Below are 20,999 nucleotides of genomic sequence, written 5' to 3' on the forward strand. Positions count from 1 at the left end.
TCGGCAGGCGTCCTCACAGCCATGGGGGCAAATACGGCCCAGCACGCCGGCAGGGGCAGCTCGTCCATGATGATTTTTAGGGCCTCGGCATATTTGCCCTGGCCGACCATCTGCACGTAGCCCTGCACGTTGATCCCCGCCGGACAGGCCAGGCGGCAGGGCGCCTTGTCGGCCTTCTGGATGGTGTAGTTGATGGGAATGGCTTGGGCGTACTGCTTGTAAGTGGCCTTGCGGTTGATCAGTCCCAGGTTGTACGCATCGGGCAATTCTACCGGGCAGGCCTGGGAACAGTCGCCGCAACCGGTACATTGATCCGTGTCGATATAACCGGCGCGTTTGTCGACAACCGCCCGGAAATTCCCCGGACCGCCGTCGATGCGCGCCAGATCCGCATAGGTGATCAGCTCGATGTTCACATGCCGGCCGACTTCCACCAGGATGGGGCTCATGATACACATGGCGCAATCGTTGGTGGGAAAGGTTTTGTCCAACTGGGCCATCACGCCGCCGATGGCAGGCGATTTTTCAAGCAGGTAAACGTAATAGCCCGAGTTCGCCAGATCCAGGGCGCTCTGCATGCCTGCGATGCCCCCGCCAACGACCAACACGGAACCAATGGCGTTTTTTGTCATTGTCGCTCTCCTGATCGTGTTTGAACCGCATAAATAAGACCATAAAGGTGCACGCCGCTGATGAAGCGGAACGCCGAACGGGTCCCGTATCAATAACGCGTGGAACCCCCTTGTCCCGACGTGCGATGCGCCGACAGAGACCTGAATTACGCCGATTGGCCTAAAAATTGACTGGAATGCGGCAAGAAGCGGTGGAGAAACGCCATGCAGGCAAAAATCCTCCGACTGGATGCTTTACCGTGAGCCTGCCATCCCGGGCAGCCAACGACAAGTCTCTCAGGTAAAGCCTATTTGACGGGTCATGATGGCCATCTGCCTATGCGTGGATCGTGAGATTTATGGATTGGAATGCTTAGATATAGTCCATCCTTCGAAACAATGTCAAAACAAAACCATCTATACTATTAATGGATGCCATAGACGGTGACGATTAAATCAAGTTGGCTTTTCTTGAAAGCAACTGACTTCGGTCAAACCGATTATCACGATAAACCGGATTGGATTCCGATCCTTTTGCGATCGCCCTATTCAGGTTGAATATTTCGGTTAACGGTGTTATCTTACGTTCGCTTATCAGAGGTTACCCGATCACAAGCGGGCTCCATCTCGGCATCCGGCATCCCCACCCTTCAACCGAATTTAGAGCGAAAATGAAGGCCCTGAGTATCGATAATATTTTCTCCAATCGGCTTAACCTCGAACGTATTCTGGACAATTTGAAGGATGGGATCATCGCCCACGATCTTGACCGGAGGATTTTCTTTTTTAACAAGAAAGCCGAAGAGATCACCGGATATCATCGTGAGGAGGTGATCGGCAAAGACTGCCACGAAGCCATGGGCGGTCCTTTCTGCGGTAGCCGATGTTCGTTCTGTGGCAAGCAGCCCATTTTCGTAGACAAGGCCGAATACCCGATCAATATCATCACCCGCAAAGGCGAGATGCGCCGTCTGGAGATGATGGTCACCATGATGCGCGACGAACACGATCACGAGTTCGGCGTTTTGGCCACTTTTCGGGATGTGACCGATCTTTTTGAATTGAGGGTCAAAGCCAGGGAAATGACCGGTTTTTCCAACATCATCGGCTGCGACAGCAAAATGGTGGAAGTCTTTCGTCAGATCAAGGATGTTGCCGGATACGACTACCCCGTGCATATCTTCGGCGAGACCGGCACCGGCAAGGAGCTGGTGGCCAATGCCATCCACAACGAGAGTTTGCGCGCCGGCAATCCGTTTGTTCCCATCAACTGCGGTGCATTGCCCGAGGGTCTGATCGAAAGCGAGTTGTTCGGCCACGTCAAGGGCGCTTTCTCCGGCGCCATCCGCGACAAAAAGGGGCGCTTCGAACTGGCCCACAAAGGCACCATTTTTCTGGATGAGATCGCCGAGCTGCCCAAGGTCCTGCAAGTCAAGTTATTGCGTTTTTTGCAGGAGGGCAATTTCGTGAAGGTGGGTGGCGAGAAAACCGTTTCGGTGGATGTCCGCGTGGTCAGTGCCACCAACAAAGATCTCAAGAAAGAGGTTAAAAGGGGAAGGTTCCGCGAAGATCTCTTCTACCGGCTCAACGTGATCCCGATCCACATCCCGCCGATTCGCGAACGGCGCACCGACATTCCGCTGCTGGTGGATCACTTTCTCTCCAAGGCACCGGTGATCGGCGGCCAGCGGCCGGCACGGATTTCCAAGGAAGCCCTCAATCTTCTCATGGACTATAGCTGGCCGGGAAATGTCCGCGAACTTCAAAATGCGGTTCAGTTCGCCATCGTGCGCTGTCAGGGAAAGGTCATCCATCCCGAGGATTTACCGCTGGAACTCAAAGGTTTCATTGCTGAAAAGCCCAAACGCGGTCCGGTGCGCAAACTGGATACGGAAGCCGTGACGGCCGCCCTGGCCAAAACGGGTGGCAACAAGGCCCGGGCCGCCAAGGCGTTGGGCGTGGGCCGCGCTACGCTGTACCGCTTTTTAGCCGATCATCCCGAAGAACTGTCCGACGACTGACGATCATGGCAGACGATCGGTGCCGCTTTGAGGCGCCCCCACCAAAATAAAAAAGCCGGGCAAATGCCCGGCTTTTCATCACTTGGCGCTCAACGCGCCTTTCGGTCTTGCCGATTAGGCGACTTCCTGGAACTCGGCATCGACCACGTCATCATCCTTTGCGGTATTGGCATGGGGCTGGCCACCGCCGCCCTGTCCGGCCGACGGCCCGCTGCCCTGGGGGCCGGCCTGCTGACGGTACATGGACTCGGCCAATTTATGCGAAGCCCGTGTAAGCACGTCGGTCAATGTACGAATTCGCTCGGTATCCTCGCTCTTGAGGGCTTCCTTCAGATTACGAATCGCATCGTCGATCTCCATGCGCACGCCACCCTCAATACTGGCGCCCATCTCGCTCAGGGACTTCTCGGTGGCGTGGATCAGCGCATCCGCGCTGTTCTTGGCCTCCACCAGTTCCTTCTTGCGTTTGTCGTCATCGACATGCTGCTCCGCATCCCTGATCAACCGATCGATCTCCTCCTTGGAGAGACCCGAGGAGGTGGTAATACGGATGCTCTGGGCCTTGCCGGTGGCCTTGTCTTTGGCCGAGACCTCCACGATGCCATTGGCATCGATGTCGAAGGTCACCTCGATCTGGGGGGTTCCGCGCGGCGCCGGCGGGATGCCGGTCAGTTCGAAGCGCCCCAGGGTCTTGTTGTCCGCAGCCATCTCCCTTTCCCCCTGAAGCACGTGCACGGTCACCGCCGGCTGGCTGTCCTCGGCCGTGGAAAAGACCTGGCTTTGCCGCGTGGGAATGGTGGTATTCTTCTGAATCAGCTTGGTCATCACTCCACCAGGGTTTCGATACCTAGGGAAAGCGGGGTCACATCGAGCAGCAGAACATCACTGACATCCCCTTCCAAAACAGCCCCCTGAATGGCGGCGCCCATGGCGACGACTTCATCGGGATTGACCCCTTTGTGAGGATCCTTGCCGAAAATCGTCTTCACTCGCTGCTGAACCGCCGGCATACGGGTCATGCCGCCCACCAGAATGACTTCATCGATATTGCTGCCGGTCAAGCCGGCATCTTTCAAAGCGGTGCGGCAAGGCGCCTCCAGGCGATCCAATAGGTTGCTGACCAAAGATTCCAATTTGGCACGCGTCACTTTAACGTTCAGGTGCTTGGGTCCGCTGGCGTCAGCCGTGATGAAGGGCAGATTGATATCCGTTTCCATGGCGCTGGAAAGTTCCATCTTGGCCTTCTCGGCCGCCTCCTTGAGACGTTGAAGGGCCATCTTGTCGCCACGCAGATCAATCCCCTGCTCCCGTTTGAATTCATCGGCAAGGTAGTCGATCAACCGCAGGTCGAAATCCTCACCGCCGAGGTGAGTATCGCCGTTGGTGGCCTTGACTTCAAAAACGCCTTCGCCGATCTCCAGAATGGAAATATCAAAGGTCCCGCCCCCCAGGTCGAACACGGCGATTTTCTCCTCCTTCTTTTTGTCCAGACCGTATGCCAGGGATGCCGCCGTGGGCTCATTGATAATGCGTTTGACATTCAAACCGGCAATCTTGCCGGCGTCTTTGGTGGCTTGACGCTGGCTGTCGTTGAAATAGGCCGGAACGGTAATCACCGCGTCGGTGATCGGCTCGCCCACATAGGCTTCGGCCGATTTCTTGAGATCCGCCAAAATAAAGGAGGAAATTTCGGCCGGGCTGTACTGACGTCCGTTCAGGCTGATGCGCACATCGCCATTCTCCGCTTGGCTGATCTCGTAGGGTAGATTCTTGCGGTCGTTGGTGACCTCGGTCGAGCTGTACTTCCGGCCGATCAACCGTTTGACGCCAAACACCGTATTTTGCGGATTGGTAACTGCCTGGCGCTTGGCAATCTGGCCGACCAGCCGTTCGCCGCTGCCGGTAATGGCGATCATCGACGGAGTCGTGCGCCCACCATCGGCATTGGTGATCACCTTTGAATCACCGCTTTCCATAATGGCCACACATGAATTGGTTGTTCCAAGATCGATTCCGATAATTTTACTCATTTGTCTTTTCCTCCTGATGGATAGTACCCAATGCGGGAACCCTGTTTTTGTTTTCTGAGGAAAAGCTAAATCACAAATGAATTATGTCAAAAAAATTACATTACTTTTTATTTATTTTTTTAAGAATAATGGAATAAACCCATCCGCACAACCATTTTTTGTCATCCGGATTGACAAGATGCGTCATTGCCTGCGCCCCGGGAACATGCCGAACGGCGATTCAGCCCCATTGTAGGCCTTATCAAGGCCATGGGCATGAATGGTACCATACTTGCTAATTCATTCTGACGGGAAATGGCAGGACCGCGGCCAATCAAGTCATCCGCTGTTCGGCCGACAATAGACAGTATCTAAAAGTCACGGCAACAATCGGAAAAAATTCGAAACAACGCTTCTATCCATAAGGATATGATGAAAAGATCAATAATCTCTATCTGTCTAATCGTTCTCGTGGCCGTGGTGGCGGGATGTGATGACCAGAATAATCAATGGCTCGACTTCACGAAGACAATGCCCGAGAGAGCCTCGGCACCATCGCATATTACCATCGAAACCAGTGAATACGCCGGCGGCCAGCTGCGAATCAGCGGCACTTGCAGCAAGGAGGGGGAAATTCTGCTCGTTCTTCCGACGACCGCAGGCGACAACCGCATCATTGGCTCCCCGCGATGCAGTCACGGCCGATACGAACTGATCAACGCCACTTTCGGCAAACCACCCTGCGAAGTCAGCGTTGAATACAATGGTAATCAAAGCCTCCAGGTCCGTGTTGCCGGCGCCGAGATATATTGTCGCTAAAAGTGCCTGCCAAGCCGGCCACGAAATGACAGTCGACCTGGCAGGTCGCATCGTTTTACACTTTCTGGGTAGGCGTCAGCCTACTGACCTTTCCAAGTCGGCTTGCGTTTTTCAAGAAATGCGGACACCCCTTCCCTGGCATCATCGGTGGAACAAAGCCGGGCAAACGCCTCATTCATATAGGTAAAGGCCTTGTCGTAATCCAGATCGGCGGCGGCATAAAACGCGGATTTGGCAATCTGAACGGCCAGTGGACTTTTGGCGGCCAGCACACCGGCCCAGCGCCGAGCTTCCATCTCCAGATCGGCAGTTGGCACCACCTTGTTGATCAACCCCATCTCAAGTGCGTCCGGTGCCTTGATCAATTCACCATAGAGCAGCAATTCCATGGCGCGTTTGCGCCCCACCGAACGGGAAACCGGAATCACCGGGCCCACACAATTCAAACCGACATTGACGGCGGTCAACCCCATGCGGGCTGTTTCGTCGGCAATGGCCAAATCGGCGGCGGCCACCAGGCCGGCCCCATTGGCCGCCGCAACGCCATGCACCTGGGCGATAACGGGCTTCTTGATCCGGCTGATGGTAACCAGCGGGGTCTCCATGCATTCGATCCACTCCCGGTAAGCCATGGTGCTTTTACCGAAAAAATCGCCCACATCGATCCCCGCGCAAAAGGCCTTGCCCGCCCCCTTGATAAGGATGACCCGTACCGCCGGATCACCATCCAGCTGAATCAGCGCCTGGGTCAAATCCGAAGCCAGCGTCAGCGTGAAGGTATTGAGGCTCTCCGGCCGATTCAAGGTAATTTCTCCGATGTGATGTTCCAGGGTTTCAACGATAACGCTTTCAGCCATGTCATTCCTCCTGTGGGTTAAGGTCGATAGGGTGGATTGGCCTGCGACAGTCGGCGTCTTGTGGGGAGACCAGTCGAATCCGGCCTGACAATGAATGAGCATAGCACAACTCTAAAGCCCGTAAAACGATTGAAACGCTTGTTTCCAACGATGGCAGGCAGCGTTTGAACCGGCGCCACAGCATCCTTTACAATCCTCGCTGTTGGTGGTATTGCATGCCACTACGCGGTCTTATGGAAGTATTACCCTCGATCACGACTTCGTCAACAATATGGACAGATCCGATGAAATTTATCCCTGTCATTGGCCTTGAAGTTCACGCGCAACTGAAACCCGCACTAAAATTTTTTGCAGCTGTTCAACGGCCTTCGGTGCGCCCCCCAATACCCACACCTGCCCGGTGTGTCTGGGCATGCCCGGCTCCCTGCCCGTGCTGAACCGGAAAGTCGTCGACTATACCATCAAGATGGCCCTGGCCACCGGCTGCCATGTACAAAAGGAAAGCCGTTTCGCCCGTAAAAACTACTTCTATCCGGACCTTCCCAAAGGCTATCAGATATCCCAATATGAGCTGCCCATCGCCACGGGAGGGCATTTGGATATCGATGTTGACGGCCAAACCCTGCGCATCGGCATCACCCGCATCCACATGGAAGAGGATGCCGGCAAGTTGGTCCACGATCCGGATCGTCCCATCAGCCGTGTCGACCTCAATCGGACCGGCACCCCCCTGATGGAAATCGTCAGCGAGCCGGATATCCGCAGCCCCGAGGCCGCCGGCGAATATCTGCGCCAGCTCAGAGCCATTCTGCGCTACCTGGAGATCAGCGACGGCAATATGGAGGAGGGCAGTTTCCGCTGCGACGCCAACGTTTCCATCATGCCAGAGGAATCTTCCGTCTTCGGCACCCGCACCGAGATTAAAAATTTAAATTCCTTCAAGCATGTGGAAAAAGCCTTGCATTATGAAATCGCTCGCCAGAAGGAAATTCTGCTCGATGGCGGGCAGGTCGTCCAAGAAACCCGTCTGTGGCAGCCGGACAAGGGGCAGACGGTATCCATGCGAGGCAAGGAGGATGCCCACGATTACCGCTATTTCCCCGATCCCGATTTACTACCGCTGGTCATCGACGATGCCTGGATCGAACGCATGCAAAGTGACATGCCCGAACTGCCGGCCCAGCGCAAGGCACGCTACATGACGGATTTCGAACTGCCGGCGGCCGATGCCCAGGTCCTGACGGCCAGCCGCGAACTTTCCGATTACTTTGAAGCCTGCCGGGCTTGCTTTGATCAGCCCAAAACCGTGGCCAACTGGATTATGGGCGATCTCTTGGGCCTGCTCAACGCCCGGGGCCTTGAGATTGAGCATTCACCCATCACCCCCGAGAATCTCGCCGGATTGCTCAAGCTTATCGGCAGTGACGTCATCAGCGGCAAAATCGCCAAAACCGTTTTCGAGGCCATGGCCGATACCGGCAAACCAGCCAAGGCCATCGTCGAGGAGAAGGGACTCGTGCAGGTCTCCGACACCTCTACCATCGACCCCATCATCGATGCAATCATCGCCGAAAATCCGGATGAGGTTGAGCGATATCGCGGCGGCCAGAAGAAACTGATGGGCTTTTTGTCGGTCAGGTCATGAAGGTCACCAAAGGCAAGGCCAACCCGAAAGTGGTAAATGAAATTTTGAGAAAGAAACTGGGTTGAACAGAGGCAGGTTTCATAACATACCGACATTTCACTCTACCCGCCACCGTTGATCCAGCAATCGTGATAAAGTCAAAATGCGTGCCCGGCATTTAACAAGGAGTTCCCATTGAAAAAAAATAATCAGAACCGCAATATGATCCTTACATTCGTCGTCCTATTGTTTTTTTTTGCAACGCCGGCGATTGCCGCGCCGGTGCGAGTTGCCATCCTGCCTTTCGATGTCCATGCGCAAAATGATCTCACCTTTCTTCAGCAAGGCATTCTCGACATGCTTGCCTCCCGCTTGTCCTGGCCGGACCAGGTTGAGGTCATCAATAAAAAAGAAACCCAAACCGCCCTGTCATCCGTATCCGGTTTCGATGGAGAGAGCCGCGCCCTTTTAATCGGCGGCAAGCTGCAGGCCAATTATGTGCTGTTCGGCAGCCTGACCGTCTTCGGGGAAAGCGTGAGCATCGACGCGAAGATGGTGGATGTCAGCGGACAAAAGGCCCCCCTGCCGTTTTATGCGCAGACAAGTGGTATGGGTGAGGTGATTCCCCAGATTAACCAGTTCGCCACCACCATCAATGCTACGGTTTTCGGGCGCGCGGTGGCCCCGTCGCCGGGAGTGGCCAGCCCGCAAGCCGGCAGAACGGCGCAACAAACCGGCCCCCAAGCCTATAATCCCAGAATGCATCCGGAAAAGCTGTTGCAAAACGGCATCCAGAGTGAGGGGCAGTACCCGGTTATGGGCCAGCCTTACGCGCAAACACCCAATCCGGCGTTCATTGCCACCGCGCCGGCCTATGGCGGCAGCGCCGATAGCTTCTGGAGAAGCCAACGGTTTAAGTCCGTGATCACCGGCATCGATATGGGTGACGTTGACAAAGACGGGCAACTGGAAACCGTCGTTGTAACGGTTGACGAAATATTGATTTACCGCAATCAAAATCAACGCATGGTTAAAATCGCCGACTTGGAAAAGATCAACACCCACCAATACATGGGGGTGGATGTGGGCGATATCAACGGCAACGGCTATCCGGAGATATTCATATCCGCCATTAGTCCACGCAAGGATGCCTTCAACTCTTTCATCCTCGAATATGACGGCTCGGAATTCAAGCGAATCGCAACCGATCTGCCCTGGCATTTTCGCATTGTCAAAACAGGCGTAGAGGGGGATTTTCTGATTGGCCAGAAAGAACCCCCGTCAAATGGCAACCTGCTTTCGCAGCCCATCTTCCGCATGAGTTGGATGGTAAAACCTATGCTCCCGGAACCGTCTTTCTGACCGGCGGCAAGGCCAACATTCTCGGGGTCACTGCCGGCAACTTGCTTGGCGAAAACCAAACCAGCGTGGTCGGCTACACCGCTTTTGATCGGATCATTATTTTCAGACCGGATGGGGATGTCGAATGGAAGAGTAACGATGCCCATGGAGGCAGCCTGAGTTACTATCAGTTTCCCGCCAAGGAGGATCCCAATAGAAGCAAAGATACTTACTTCTTTGCCATGCGCCTGCGTACCGCCGATCTTAATGATGATGGAAAATCTGAATTGATCGTGGCCACCAATAATGAAATGTCCAATCGTCTCCTAAAAAATCAGCGTGTTTACAACAACAGTCGGCTGGGTTCCTTTTCCTGGAATGGCATGGGCATGACCGAAAACTGGAAAACCAATGAGATATCAGGTCGCGTCACCGACTATTTTATCGGGGATTTCGATAACGATGGTGCGACTGAACTCGTCGCCGCCGTGGTCCGCAAGGAGGGCCGGGTTTCGTTTACCGATGCGGAAAGTGTTGTCATCGCCTATGAATTGAAAAAGGAGTAAAACGCACCCCCTAATTTCCTTTTCCGGGGTATTTTCGGATGCTCGCCGACAATGCCCCGGAAAATGGATTAAAGCCTTTCACGCCGCTTCCGTGCCTCAACAAATCCCCCCTTTTAAAAAGCAGCCGTATCGCCAAGCCTGTAACGCTTGCTTGCTGTTTGGCTCATTTATCGACGACATCAAACGAAGCGCCAATGGCTACCATCTTTAACCATTCAATTAGACAACGAACGCAAGGAGTCGACATGAAAACAAGTTGCAAGAATGCAAAAAATGGACATCGTTTTACGAACGTGCTGACGGGTGTTGCATGGGGACTGCTGCTGATGATCGTCGTTTCCTGTGCGGGGTCAACAGCTTATTTTAGTAATAGCAACGATGTTTCCCGCCAGTTTGAGACGGGCGAAATACTGCCAGGCTACCGGTATTACTATGGGGGGCCACAACTCAAACCCAATGCCATTGTGGCCATCAACCCTGACTATACCCTGGAATCACCCCATTGGCATGCTATGAAAGTATCTCCCGCATCGCTGCAAGCCATTATCGACACCATCAAATTCGTCCCGGATGCAGAATACAAAACCACGCCCAATGGGGCACGCATTTTCGCTTCGGATGGCGCTTTGGTCGGTGTCTGGTATTCGGTCTTCGAACATCCCCTGGTCAAACGGACCGGAAACAACCAGGTCTACCTGGCCGCCCCACAGCCGATTCTGCCCTTTGGAACACGCATCAGAATACATGATCGTGATTAGCGCAAGTTGCGTGTGAGTGGCGCACAAACAACAAAAGGCCCGCCTTGCGGCGGGCCTTGATTGTGCGGATTAGGCTATCGGGAACGACAAGCGATTAGAAATTAACCGCAAGTTGGCCGACAATAACATCGGAAGAATCATCCAGTTCATCGTAATCGCTGTCCCACACGGTCTTGTGGTACTGCGCGCTCAGGGAGGTGTTGGGAGCGAAGAACCACTGGGCGGCCAGGCTGTAAACCTGGGCATTGTTCCAAAGGTCATAAGTATCGTCGTTTTCAGCCGAGAGATACATGATTTCGGCCTGAAGGTTCAGGCCTTCCATCGGGGTGAAAATGGCGTAAAGACCACCACCGATAGCACCTTCCTGGGCACCGTATTCAGCACTAAACGTGTCGATACCAAGGTCGTCAGCAATATAATCGGCAACAGCAGTCGGAATGGAGCCGAAAGGTACGGGGTCCATAGCATCGGAAGCACCACCAGGAATGATATCATTGACGTAAGGCCCGCGGTCCATGATGCTCCAGTCGGTCCAGTCATTCAGCGCGGTAATTTTCATTTCGTCATCGGTGTCATTGCCGTCAGACCAGATCAGGTCCACGCCGATCGTCAGGCTATCCATCACGGCGGCTTCCACATTGCCCCAGAACTGGGTCCCCATGACATCGACGCCGCTGATATCGCCACCAAAAACATTCAACTCGGCGTTGACGCTGATGATACCGGAGACAAAGGTACCCTGCAGGCCGAACACATGGGGCTCGAAACCCTCGTCAAGGCCGTCTTTGGCGGCGGCATAGAAACCCTTCACCGAGAACATGTCGGCGGCGTAACCCAGTTGGATCAGGTATGTATCAATGTCCGCCGTGTAACCATTGGTAGAGTCGTTATAATCTTCTCTGCTATCCCGTTCGGATTCTTTGGTGTAGCCCAGGGTGATCAGAACGGGGGTTTTGATGTCCAATTTAATGCCGGTACCGTTGTTATCGTAGGCAATGGCATTGCCCAGGGTGATCAGCTGCTGACCGGCGGTGACACCAATCATGCCCTTGTCAACCTGAAGGTAGGCCCGGTCAACCTGGATCTCTTGGTCTTCCGGCCAATGCGAGCTGTTGTCGGCTGTATACCCCCAGTCACCTTCGGCAAAATCCATGCGGGAAACGACTTTCACGCCGTCGGCCACGTTGATGGTGGTACCCACGCGCAGACGCTGATTGAACCAGCTTTCCTCGTTATCATTGACGGCACCATCTTCAGAAAACCGGAGAGTATTTGTATTCCAGTACCGCACCCGCATTTCACCGTTCAGCTGCACACGATCGTCAGCCATGGCGACATTGGCGATGATGCCGGCGACGAACAAGGTGGCCAAAGCCACACCAATCAATTTTTTCATTTTACTTCCTCCTTAACGCGTTAACCTAAGTTTACTGCAACCTAATAATTGTCATCGTAGATCTTTAGTTTACTGCAACCTAATAATGCTTTACTGCAACCCAATAATTAACGAACTGAAACTGCAAATCGAATACGCGATGGCGTACCCCCTATCACCTCCTCTCGGATCGGATTTATTTTAAAGCCTCAGGCCTTCGCGTGAAGGGTCAATCCCCGAAGCGTTAAAAACCATCGTGAAGCGGTGTATCAGACTTTTTCAAGAACAGCTTGGTGACGCGTAACCCTACCGAAAAATTATCGATAAACCAGTATGCGCATATCACCATAATGAATTATGGCGATTTTTATCAACGGCCCATCAGCGTGTCAAGCATTTTCAGTAAACTTAAATCAGCCCAAACGCTCTACCCTAAAGGCCCTGTGCCGAAACATGAAAAGCCAGACCACTATATTGAGGAAATTTTAGCGACTCGGCGGGCAAATATGGTAGTTTTGCTTTAACCATCTAAATTATCGACATTAACGCATTCAGGCGGTGGGGAATTAAGCTCTACGCAAGCAAAAGATCCAATCTTTGAAAATTCAGACGCTCACGGACCTTTTTCTCAATTCACGTCATTTGGCCAGCCGCCACGATGAATGCATAAAAAAGGCTTCCGCGTCTGTCGGAAGCCTCTGCTGACGAATTTGGCTGAGGGACAAGGATTCGAACCTTGATTGACGGAGTCAGAGTCCGCTGTCCTACCATTAGACGATCCCCCAGCAACTGGTAGGTGCCCGTTTACACAAAAGCGACAGGCGAGTCAAGCCCCAATTCGCCATTATCGATGGAAGCTCAGGTGGATTCAAGCGATTGAATATATTCCCCGGCGGCTTTGAGCCGGGCCAACACCCGCGCCTTACCCAATACCGCGATCATTTCGAAAATCCCCGGACTGACGGAAGTTCCGGTCAGCGCCACCCGCACCGGCTGGGCGATTTTGCCGAACCCCAGACCGGCCTTCTCCATCACTTGCTTAAACGCCGCCTCTTGCGTCTTTTCAGCCAGATCCGGAAGGGCTTCCAATGCCTCGGCAAGCATGGTCAATACGGGTGCCACCGCTGGCTTCAAAAATTTCCGGGCCGCCTTTTCGTCATAGGGCCGCACATCCTCCCGATAGTAGAAATGGGCGCCGTCGGCCATCTCCACCAATGTTTTGCTGCGGGCGTGCAGGGTGCCGATCACCCCGACCAGATAAGCGTCATCGGCCGCATCGTAACCCTTCTGCCTCATGAAAGGCAGCACCCGCGGTGCCAGCTGCCCGACGGGGGTGGCCCGAATATGGTCGGCGTTGAGGGCGGTCAGTTTATCCACATCGAAGACGCCCGGCGACCGACCGATATTCTTCAGGGAGAATTTCTCGATCAGCTCTTGACGGGTGAAGAACTCCTGATCGCCATGCGACCACCCCAACCGTGCCAGGTAGTTGAGGAAGGCATCCGGCAGAAAGCCCATGTCCCGATAAGCCGTCACCGACATGGCGCCGTGGCGCTTGGAAAGACGGGCCTTATCCTTGCCCAGGACCATGGGAACATGACCGAAAACAGGCAGCGGTGCCTTCAACGCCTTATATAAGAGGATCTGTTTGGGCGTATTCATCACATGGTCGTCACCCCGGATGATGGTGTTGATGCCCATGGTGATGTCATCCACCACCACCACGAAGTTATAGGTGGGCGTTCCGTCGCTGCGACAAATGACAAAATCGTCCTGCTCACGGTTTTGAAAAACGATATTGCCCTTGATCACATCCTCGACCACGGTCGTTCCCGAAAGCGGCGATTTAAAACGAATCACCGCATTTGGCGAGGGGGGCAGTCCCCGTTCCCGGCAACGGCCGTCGTATTTGGGCTTCGCGCCGGTGGCCATGGCCTTTTGGCGCATCGCCTCGACATCTTCCGGCGAGCAGGTGCAGTAGTAAGCATCCCCAGAATCGAGCAGTTTCTGCAAATACGTCCGATAGATGTCAAAACGCTGGGTCTGAAAATAGGGGCCTTCATCCCAATCCAATTCCAGCCAGCGCATGGCGTCGAAAATAGCGTCTACCGATGCCTGGGTTGAACGCACCGTATCCGTATCTTCGATGCGCAAGACGAACTTGCCATGGTTCTGCCGTGCATACAACCAGTTGAACAGCGCCGTCCGTGCACCTCCCACGTGAAGATAGCCCGTTGGGCTGGGCGGGAATCGGGTAATAATGGTTTCCATGTCAACCTTACCTTAGGATAGTCATTGGATTTACACCAGAGAATTACTACTAGTCATAATTCAAGTTATTCTGCAAGACCATGGTAATGGCGGAAAGCGACAACGGGTCAAGCACCCGCCACACACCCGTCATCTCCATCGTTCTGCGGATCGCCTCAGCAGCAGTCCAACGAAACGGATAACCATGCGCAATCAGTTGACTTATCCTGAATATCGCATGGGTCCCGGGCACAGTCGGCCACCTCAATAGCACATCCCACCTGCCGTAACAAGGGAGGAAAAACAAGAATCTCCGGAAAAGCCTTGACATTCTCACACTTTTTAATTACTAGAGCCGGGATCGTTGCAAAAGATGGCGGATTCTGGATTAAAAATAATTATTTCAATATATTAGGAGATTACTCATGGCCGTACCGAAGCACAAGACATCCAAGTCAAAGCGGGATAAACGTCGCACCCATAAAAAATCGACGCACCGGCTGTCGGCACCTGTCCGCAGTGCGGTGAAGCCAAACTCCCCCATCATGCCTGCCCCGAATGTGGCGAGTACAACGGCAAAAGCGCTCTCACCCCCGACGAGGATTGATACGCGTCCCAAACCCATCCATCTAAAGACGGTTTCGCATGCCCGGCCCAGCACCGAGCGTTTGCGAAACCGCCGGAAAGACATCTGCATAAGGAAACGCCAATATGACCCAGATCGGAACCCATCGCCCGGAGGGAGGGGGATTGGACGACGAGACCCGGCAGATGGTGGTCGATACCGTCCATCAGCTGTCCAAGCGTCTGCTCACCCCAAAAGCGGTCTTGGAATGGGATCGTGACGAAATTTTTCCCGAAGCCGTTATTCGGGAGATGTTGAGCCCCGAGATTGGCCTTCAGCTGTTGTTCATCCCCGAGCCTACGGCGGTATGGGCGGCGGCGCCATGGACTGCTATGTTGTCACCCGGGAGGTTTGCAAGCTCTGTCTCGGCGTGGGCACGGCCTTTTTTGCCATTCAGCTGGGATCCGACCCGATCATCGTCGGGGGCACGGAAGAACAAAAGACCAAATGGCTCGGCGCCGTGGCCGAAGGCAACAGCTTGGTGGCGTATGCCGTCACCGAACCGGAGGCCGGCAGCAATCTGGCATCCTTTAAAACCAAAGCCGAACCCATCACGGATGACGGCGGCGCCGTGACCGGCTACCGCATCAACGGCTCCAAGCAGTTCATTTCAACGGGGGGGTATGCCGATTTCGTTACCGTCCTGGCCCAAACGCCCGAAGGCCCCAGTTTTTTCGTGGTGGAAAAAGGCACCCCGGGCTTTGAGCAGCACAAGGGTGAGGAAAAGCACGGTATCCGCGCATCCAACACCTCGCCGTTGACCTTTACCGACGTGGTCGTACCGGTGGAAAATCTCATTGGCGGCGCACCTGGAAAAGGGCTCAAGCAGGCCAACCAGGTGTTCGGCTATACCCGTCTGATGGTTGCCGCCATGGCCCTGGGTGCCGGGGAGGCGGCGCTGGGAATCGCCATTCCTTATGCCAAGGAGCGCATCCAGTTCGGCGGCCCGCTCTCCGAGAAAAAGGGCTATACCAACAAACTGATCGTTCCCCATTGGGTCAACTTGAAAGCCGCAACCGCCTATATCGAATCCGTCGCCAGGCGACTGGACAGCGAAGACGGCGACCTCCAGGTGGAAGCTCCATCGCCAAATTGTTCACCACCGAATCTGCCAATCGGGCGGCCGACGATGCCATCCAGGCCCTGGGCGGATATGGCTACATCTGTGAGTTCGGTGTCGAAAAAATCAAGCGTGATGTGAAAATCACCTGCATCTATGAGGGAACCAGCGAAATTCAGCAGAACATCATTTCCACCTTCCGCTGGAAAAAATCGCGCAAAACCAAGGGCGCCTATTACGGAGACATGGCTCAAGGTTTAGAAGCCCGCCATGCGGATCATGACCAAGCCGGTTGCTTGGCCATGGCCGCCTGTGCCCGGACCCTGAACCGGATCATCGATTTTGCCCATGAAAATCGACTGACCCGTCACCAACAGGTGATGTTCGCTCTCGCCGATATGATGACCCACGTGGAAGTCGGCGACGCCATGTCGCGCATGGCCGCAGACCAAGCCGACGATGTAACGCTGGCGGCGGCACGCGTATTTTCCGCCACCTGCGCCAAGCTGATCGCCGACAAAGCGCGCCTGATCGTGCTGGGCTGTCAGACGATCGATACCACCGTTGCCGATGAATTCGTGGCCGCGCTGAACCTGGCCGCCCTGGAGAACGGTTGCCGGGGCATCATCGACGATATGGACCGCATCGCCGATCACATTTTCGAGAGGACCGCATGACGGATACAGCCGACCGTGTCGTTGTCGTCACCGGCGGATCCCGCGGCATCGGACGGGCCATCTGCACAGCCCTGAGTGCACCGGGAACCGTGGTCTATTTCAACTACAGCAGCAATGCCGAAGCAGCCAAAGCCACCACCGAGGCGATCCAGGCCGCCGGTGGGAAGGCCTTTTCCCAGCCGGTGGATGTGGCCACGCCGGATGCCGTCAACGCCTGGCTCGGCGGGATCGTTAAAGAAGCCGGACGAATCGACATTCTGGTCAATAATGCCGGCATCACCCGTGATGGGCTGCTGGTACGCATGAAGGAGAGCGACTGGGACGCCGTTGTCGACATTAACCTGAAAGGTGCCTTCAATTGCATGAAGGCCGTTGCCAAGCCGATGATGAAGCAGCGCTATGGTCGCATCATCAACATCACCTCCGTGGTGGGTGCCGCCGGAAACCCCGGCCAAGCCAACTACGTGGCTGCCAAGGCGGGAATCATCGGCCTGACCAAAGCCGTGGCCAAGGAACTGGCCAGCCGCAATATCACGGTCAACGCCGTGGCACCCGGTTACATCAACACGGACATGACCAATGATCTGGCCGACAAGGCCAAGGACGCCATGATCGGCCAGATTCCGCTGGCGCGCATCGGTACCCCTGAAGATGTGGCCGGCACCGTCGCGTTTCTCGCCTCTTCCGCCGCCGACTACATTACCGGTCAGGTGATCCATGTCAGTGGCGGGATGTATATGTAAAGCACCTGCGTTAAGCGGTATTCAAGCATCCCGTGAGAAACATCCCGGGGGATGCCTGGGGGGTGCCTGTCCCCCGTGCAATATCTTGAACCTGTATCGTCATCATCCGGCGTCGGCCGTCCCTGGCCAGCGTCCATCCATTGAAAGGAGATCATCATGTCTGTAGAAGATAAAGTCAAAAAAATCATTGCCGAGAAACTGAGCGTGGATATTTCCGAAGTCGTCCCCGAAGCCTCCTTTGTCGACGACCTTGGCGCCGACAGTCTGGATCTGGTCGAACTGATCATGTCCATGGAGGAAGAATTTGACGTGGATATTTCCGATGAAGACGCCGAAAAGATGGTAACCGTCAAAGACGCCTTCGACTATATCAAAAATCATTGAGCAGCACCGCGCTTTTCCCATCGATCACCAAACTATGTTCCAGAAAGGGAAGGAATCGTTGAATAGACGGGTTGTTGTTACTGGTTTGGGTCTTGTTACCCCACTCGGCATTGGCGTCGAAAACACCTGGTCGGCCCTTTGTGAAGGTCGCTCCGGGATTGGTGAAATCACGCGTTTTGATACAAGCGCGTTCGCCACGAAAATCGCGGCAGAAGTAAAGGATTTTAATCCGGAAGACTTTCTCCCCAAGAAAGAGGCCAAACGGACCGAAAAATTCATCGCCTATGCCGTGGCTGCGGCCCGCATGGCTGTCGAAAACGCGCGCTTGGCCATTGATGAAAGCAACGGGCATCGCGTGGGTGTCATCACCGGATGTGGTCTGGGGGGACTGGAGATTCTCGAGGTAACCGCCCGCACCATTCAGGACAAGGGGCCGAAACGCGTCACGCCGTTTTTCATCCCCATGATGATCGGCAACATGGCACCGGGCATGATCTCCATTCACCTGGGCGCCAAAGGGCCCAATATCTCCGTGGCCACGGCCTGTGCCGCGGGTTCCCACGCCGTCGGCGATGCCTGCAACACCATCCGTCGCGGCCAAGCCGATGCGATGATCACCGGTGGCGTGGAGTCGGTCATCACGCCCACCTGCATCGCCGGCTTCAATGCCATGAAAGCCCTCTCCACGCGCAACGACGATCCTCAGCGGGCATCGCGGCCTTTTGATCGCGGCCGGGATGGCTTCGTCGTCGGTGAGGGCGCCGGCATGCTGGTCATCGAGGAATTGGAGCACGCCCTGGCGCGCGGTGCCACGATCCTGGCGGAAATGGTGGGATACGGCCAGAGTGGCGACGGCTATCATATGACCTCCCCCAGCCCGGATGGGGACGGCATGATCCGCTGCATGCAGGCGGCCATCGACAACGCCGGCATTTCCTGTGAAATGATCGACTACATCAATGCCCACGGCACCTCCACGCCGCTCAACGACCTTTACGAAACCCGGGCCATTAAAAAGGTGTTTGGCGATTTTGCGCCCCAGGTGCCGATCTCGTCCACCAAGTCGATGACCGGCCACCTTTTAGGCGGAGCCGGCGGCATCGAGACCGCCTTTACCGTGCTGGCCGTAAAAAACGGCATCATTCCGCCGACGATCAACCTGGACAATCCCGATGACGAATGCGATCTGGATTATGTACCCAAGGTGGCCCGCAAGGCCGAGTTGACCTACGCCATGTCCAACTCCTTCGGTTTCGGTGGCACCAATGCCAGCTTGGTGGTCAAGCGTTATCCGTCCTGATGGGGTGGTATCGATATCCGCAACGAACCCCGTTGAATTTTTAGGGCAGTGGATTCATTCCGCTGCCTTTTTTCGTTCCCATCGCCATTTGTCCCCGATCGCTGGCCGGCTTGTTTGCGGACCTGTTTTTTTTCTTGCGAGGATTGATGGTTATGGATATGTAATCGTGTTATTCGGCACTGATGAGCGTTTGCCTTCGAAAGGAATCCATACCATGACCGACGCATCCCCCCCCAGCGCATCATTATCGGCTGTGATCATGCCGCCTTTCAGCTGAAAGAGATATTGAAAACCGCCCTCGAGGCCAAAGGCATCGCCGTTACCGATGTCGGCACGCACAGTGAGGCATCCATGGATTACCCCGACACCGGAAAGATCGTTGCTCAGAAAATCTCAACCGGTGAATTCGAACGGGGTATTCTCACCTGCGGCACCGGCTTGGGGATGTCCATGGTGGCCAACAAATATCCCCATGTCAGGGCGGCGCTGTGCAACGATCTTTTTTCCGCCGCCATGAGCCGGCGGCACAACAATGCCAACATCCTCGTCATGGGCGGACGGGTGATCGGCGATGTTTTGGCCCTCGAAATCCTGAACACGTGGCTAAGCACACCTTTTGATGGGGGCCGGCATCAGCGGCGCCTGGACATGTTTGACACCATCGAATAGACAGTACCTATCGAGAATGACCGCTCCAAGAAAGTGAGAAGTGAACTTGAATACCGACCTGATTCGACAAAGCGATCCGGAAATCGCCCGGGTCATCGACGATGAAGCCCAACGGCAGCAATCCCACCTGGAACTGATCGCATCGGAAAATATCGCCAGCCGCGCCGTCATGGCGGCCCAGGGCAGCATTTTGACCAACAAGTATGCCGAGGGTTACCCGGAGAAACGCTACTATGGCGGATGTGAATTTGTCGATCGCGCGGAACAACTGGCCATCGACCGGGCCCTGGCGTTGTTCGGCGCCGACAGCGCCAACGTCCAGCCGCACTCGGGGTCTCAGGCCAACATGGCTGCCTACTTCGCCCTGCTGGAACCGGGGGACACGATTCTGGGCATGGATCTCGCGCATGGCGGTCATCTGACCCACGGTTCCAAGGTCAGCTTCTCCGGTCGGCTGTTCAACTTCGTGCATTACGGCGTCAACCGGGAAACCGAGACCATCGATTACGACCAAGTGGCCGAAATGGCCACCAAGCACCGACCCAAAATGATTGTCGCCGGTGCCAGCGCTATCCGCGCTTTTTCGATTTCAAAGCCCTGTCGGACATCGCCGCATCAATCGACGCCTGATGATGGTCGACATGGCTCACATCGCCGGTCTGGTGGCGGCCGGTGTTCACCCCTCGCCGATCCCGTACAGCGATATCGTCACCTCGACCACCCACAAACCCTGCGCGGCCCGCGGGGTGGACTGATCCTGGCCCGCGAAGCCTGCGGAAAAAAATCAACAGCCAGGTCTTTCCCGGAATTCAGGGGGGACCGTTGATGCACGTTATCGCAGCCAAGGCCGTAGCCTTTAAAGAGGCCCAAAGCGATGCCTTCAAGGAATACCAGAAAGCCATCGTGACCAATGCGGCGACCCTTGCCGCCACATTGAAGGAAAACGGACTCGACCTGGTTTCCGGCGGTACCGACAACCATCTGATGCTGATTAACCTGACCCGGATGGATATCACCGGGCGGGATGCGGAGACGGCGTTGGGACGCGCCGGCATCACGGTCAATAAGAACGCCATTCCCTTTGACACCCGCGGCCCGGCACTGACCAGTGGCATTCGCATCGGAACCCCTTTTGTGACCAGTCGCGGCATGCGCACGGCGGAAATGAAAACCATCGGCAATCTGATCGCCGATGTCTTGCGTCATCCCGACGATGCCACCCGCATCAAAGGCACACGCAGCCAGGTCCAGGCGTTGTGTGATGCCTTCCCCCTCTATCCAGAGATGAAGGGCCAGGGGCAGTAAGGGAA

At 55.1% G+C, this 20,999-nt stretch carries 13 protein-coding genes, 1 tRNA gene and 6 pseudogenes; 14 read left to right on the forward strand and 6 right to left on the reverse strand.

Features of this window, described 5'->3' with window-relative positions; translation table 11 throughout:
- Positions 1–632: pseudogene (locus tag JCM12296_RS00005) on the reverse strand (FAD-dependent oxidoreductase); the annotation flags it as partial.
- Between the two features lie 650 nt (positions 633–1,282).
- On the opposite strand from JCM12296_RS00005, the gene JCM12296_RS00010 reads away from it, so the two are divergent.
- On the forward strand, positions 1,283–2,632 hold the full coding sequence (locus JCM12296_RS00010; protein WP_054688617.1) for a sigma-54 interaction domain-containing protein: 1,350 nt from the start codon (positions 1,283–1,285) through the stop codon (positions 2,630–2,632).
- 114 nt (positions 2,633–2,746) lie between these two features.
- On the opposite strand, the pseudogene dnaK reads toward JCM12296_RS00010, so the two are convergent.
- Positions 2,747–4,662, reverse strand: a pseudogene (gene dnaK, locus JCM12296_RS00015) (molecular chaperone DnaK).
- A 510-nt stretch (positions 4,663–5,172) separates the two neighbouring features.
- Here dnaK and JCM12296_RS00020 point away from each other — a divergent pair.
- Positions 5,173–5,460, forward strand: a complete 288-nt coding sequence (locus JCM12296_RS00020) for a hypothetical protein (protein ID WP_157067258.1) — start codon at positions 5,173–5,175, stop codon at positions 5,458–5,460.
- Between the two features lie 80 nt (positions 5,461–5,540).
- Here the strand turns inward: JCM12296_RS00020 and JCM12296_RS00025 are convergent, their stop codons facing one another.
- Positions 5,541–6,317, reverse strand: coding sequence for an enoyl-CoA hydratase/isomerase family protein (locus JCM12296_RS00025; RefSeq protein WP_054688623.1), 777 nt, complete (start codon positions 6,315–6,317; stop codon positions 5,541–5,543).
- Between the two features lie 343 nt (positions 6,318–6,660).
- Between JCM12296_RS00025 and gatB the strand changes: the two are divergent.
- From gatB to JCM12296_RS00045, 4 genes and pseudogenes are all read left to right on the forward strand, one after another.
- Positions 6,661–8,027 (forward strand): annotated as a pseudogene (gatB, locus tag JCM12296_RS00030) (Asp-tRNA(Asn)/Glu-tRNA(Gln) amidotransferase subunit GatB).
- 109 nt (positions 8,028–8,136) lie between these two features.
- Complete coding sequence (locus JCM12296_RS00035; protein ID WP_054688625.1) at positions 8,137–9,303, forward strand: FG-GAP repeat domain-containing protein; 1,167 nt, start codon at positions 8,137–8,139, stop codon at positions 9,301–9,303.
- Positions 9,264–9,848, forward strand: a complete 585-nt coding sequence (locus JCM12296_RS00040; RefSeq protein ID WP_054688627.1) for an FG-GAP repeat domain-containing protein — start codon at positions 9,264–9,266, stop codon at positions 9,846–9,848. Before JCM12296_RS00035 ends, JCM12296_RS00040 begins: the two co-directional genes overlap by 40 nt.
- A 38-nt stretch (positions 9,849–9,886) precedes the next feature.
- Complete coding sequence (locus tag JCM12296_RS00045; RefSeq protein WP_157067259.1) at positions 9,887–10,606, forward strand: hypothetical protein; 720 nt, start codon at positions 9,887–9,889, stop codon at positions 10,604–10,606.
- 94 nt (positions 10,607–10,700) lie between these two features.
- Here JCM12296_RS00045 and JCM12296_RS00050 read toward each other — a convergent pair whose 3' ends face one another.
- From JCM12296_RS00050 to gltX, 3 genes are all read right to left on the reverse strand, one after another.
- The gene (locus JCM12296_RS00050) at positions 10,701–12,002 is read right to left on the reverse strand and encodes a hypothetical protein (RefSeq protein WP_054688630.1); all 1,302 of its coding nucleotides are present in this window, start codon (positions 12,000–12,002) and stop codon (positions 10,701–10,703) included.
- Between the two features lie 690 nt (positions 12,003–12,692).
- Positions 12,693–12,766 (reverse strand) — tRNA-Gln (locus JCM12296_RS00055).
- Positions 12,767–12,839: 73 nt separating this feature from the next.
- Complete coding sequence (gene gltX / locus JCM12296_RS00060; protein WP_054688631.1) at positions 12,840–14,252, reverse strand: glutamate--tRNA ligase; 1,413 nt, start codon at positions 14,250–14,252, stop codon at positions 12,840–12,842.
- Between the two features lie 404 nt (positions 14,253–14,656).
- Here gltX and rpmF point away from each other — a divergent pair.
- From rpmF to JCM12296_RS00100, 8 genes and pseudogenes are all read left to right on the forward strand, one after another.
- A pseudogene (rpmF, locus tag JCM12296_RS35575) lies at positions 14,657–14,838 on the forward strand (50S ribosomal protein L32).
- A 340-nt stretch (positions 14,839–15,178) separates the two neighbouring features.
- A pseudogene (locus JCM12296_RS35580) lies at positions 15,179–16,050 on the forward strand (acyl-CoA dehydrogenase family protein); the annotation flags it as partial.
- A gap of 3 nt (positions 16,051–16,053) precedes the next feature.
- Positions 16,054–16,593 carry an acyl-CoA dehydrogenase family protein gene (locus JCM12296_RS39540; RefSeq protein WP_083455657.1) on the forward strand — a complete coding sequence of 180 codons (540 nt, stop codon included), beginning with the start codon at positions 16,054–16,056 and terminating at the stop codon, positions 16,591–16,593.
- On the forward strand, positions 16,590–17,336 hold the full coding sequence (fabG, locus tag JCM12296_RS00080) for a 3-oxoacyl-[acyl-carrier-protein] reductase (protein WP_054688637.1): 747 nt from the start codon (positions 16,590–16,592) through the stop codon (positions 17,334–17,336). Before JCM12296_RS39540 ends, fabG begins: the two co-directional genes overlap by 4 nt.
- Before the next feature lie 156 nt (positions 17,337–17,492).
- A complete protein-coding gene (gene acpP / locus JCM12296_RS00085; protein WP_054688639.1) occupies positions 17,493–17,720 on the forward strand; it encodes an acyl carrier protein in 228 nt (75 codons plus the stop codon).
- A gap of 34 nt (positions 17,721–17,754) precedes the next feature.
- Positions 17,755–19,020 (forward strand): beta-ketoacyl-ACP synthase II, encoded by a 1,266-nt coding sequence (gene fabF, locus JCM12296_RS00090; RefSeq protein WP_054688641.1) that lies wholly within the window; start codon positions 17,755–17,757, stop codon positions 19,018–19,020.
- A gap of 246 nt (positions 19,021–19,266) precedes the next feature.
- Positions 19,267–19,689 carry a ribose 5-phosphate isomerase B gene (rpiB, locus tag JCM12296_RS00095; protein WP_340147727.1) on the forward strand — a complete coding sequence of 141 codons (423 nt, stop codon included), beginning with the start codon at positions 19,267–19,269 and terminating at the stop codon, positions 19,687–19,689.
- A gap of 46 nt (positions 19,690–19,735) precedes the next feature.
- Positions 19,736–20,994, forward strand: a pseudogene (locus JCM12296_RS00100) (serine hydroxymethyltransferase).
- The last annotated feature ends 5 nt before the right edge of the window (positions 20,995–20,999 follow it).

Origin of the sequence: Desulfosarcina cetonica JCM 12296, assembly GCF_001311845.1 — a bacterium.
Classification (GTDB): domain Bacteria; phylum Desulfobacterota; class Desulfobacteria; order Desulfobacterales; family Desulfosarcinaceae; genus Desulfosarcina; species Desulfosarcina cetonica.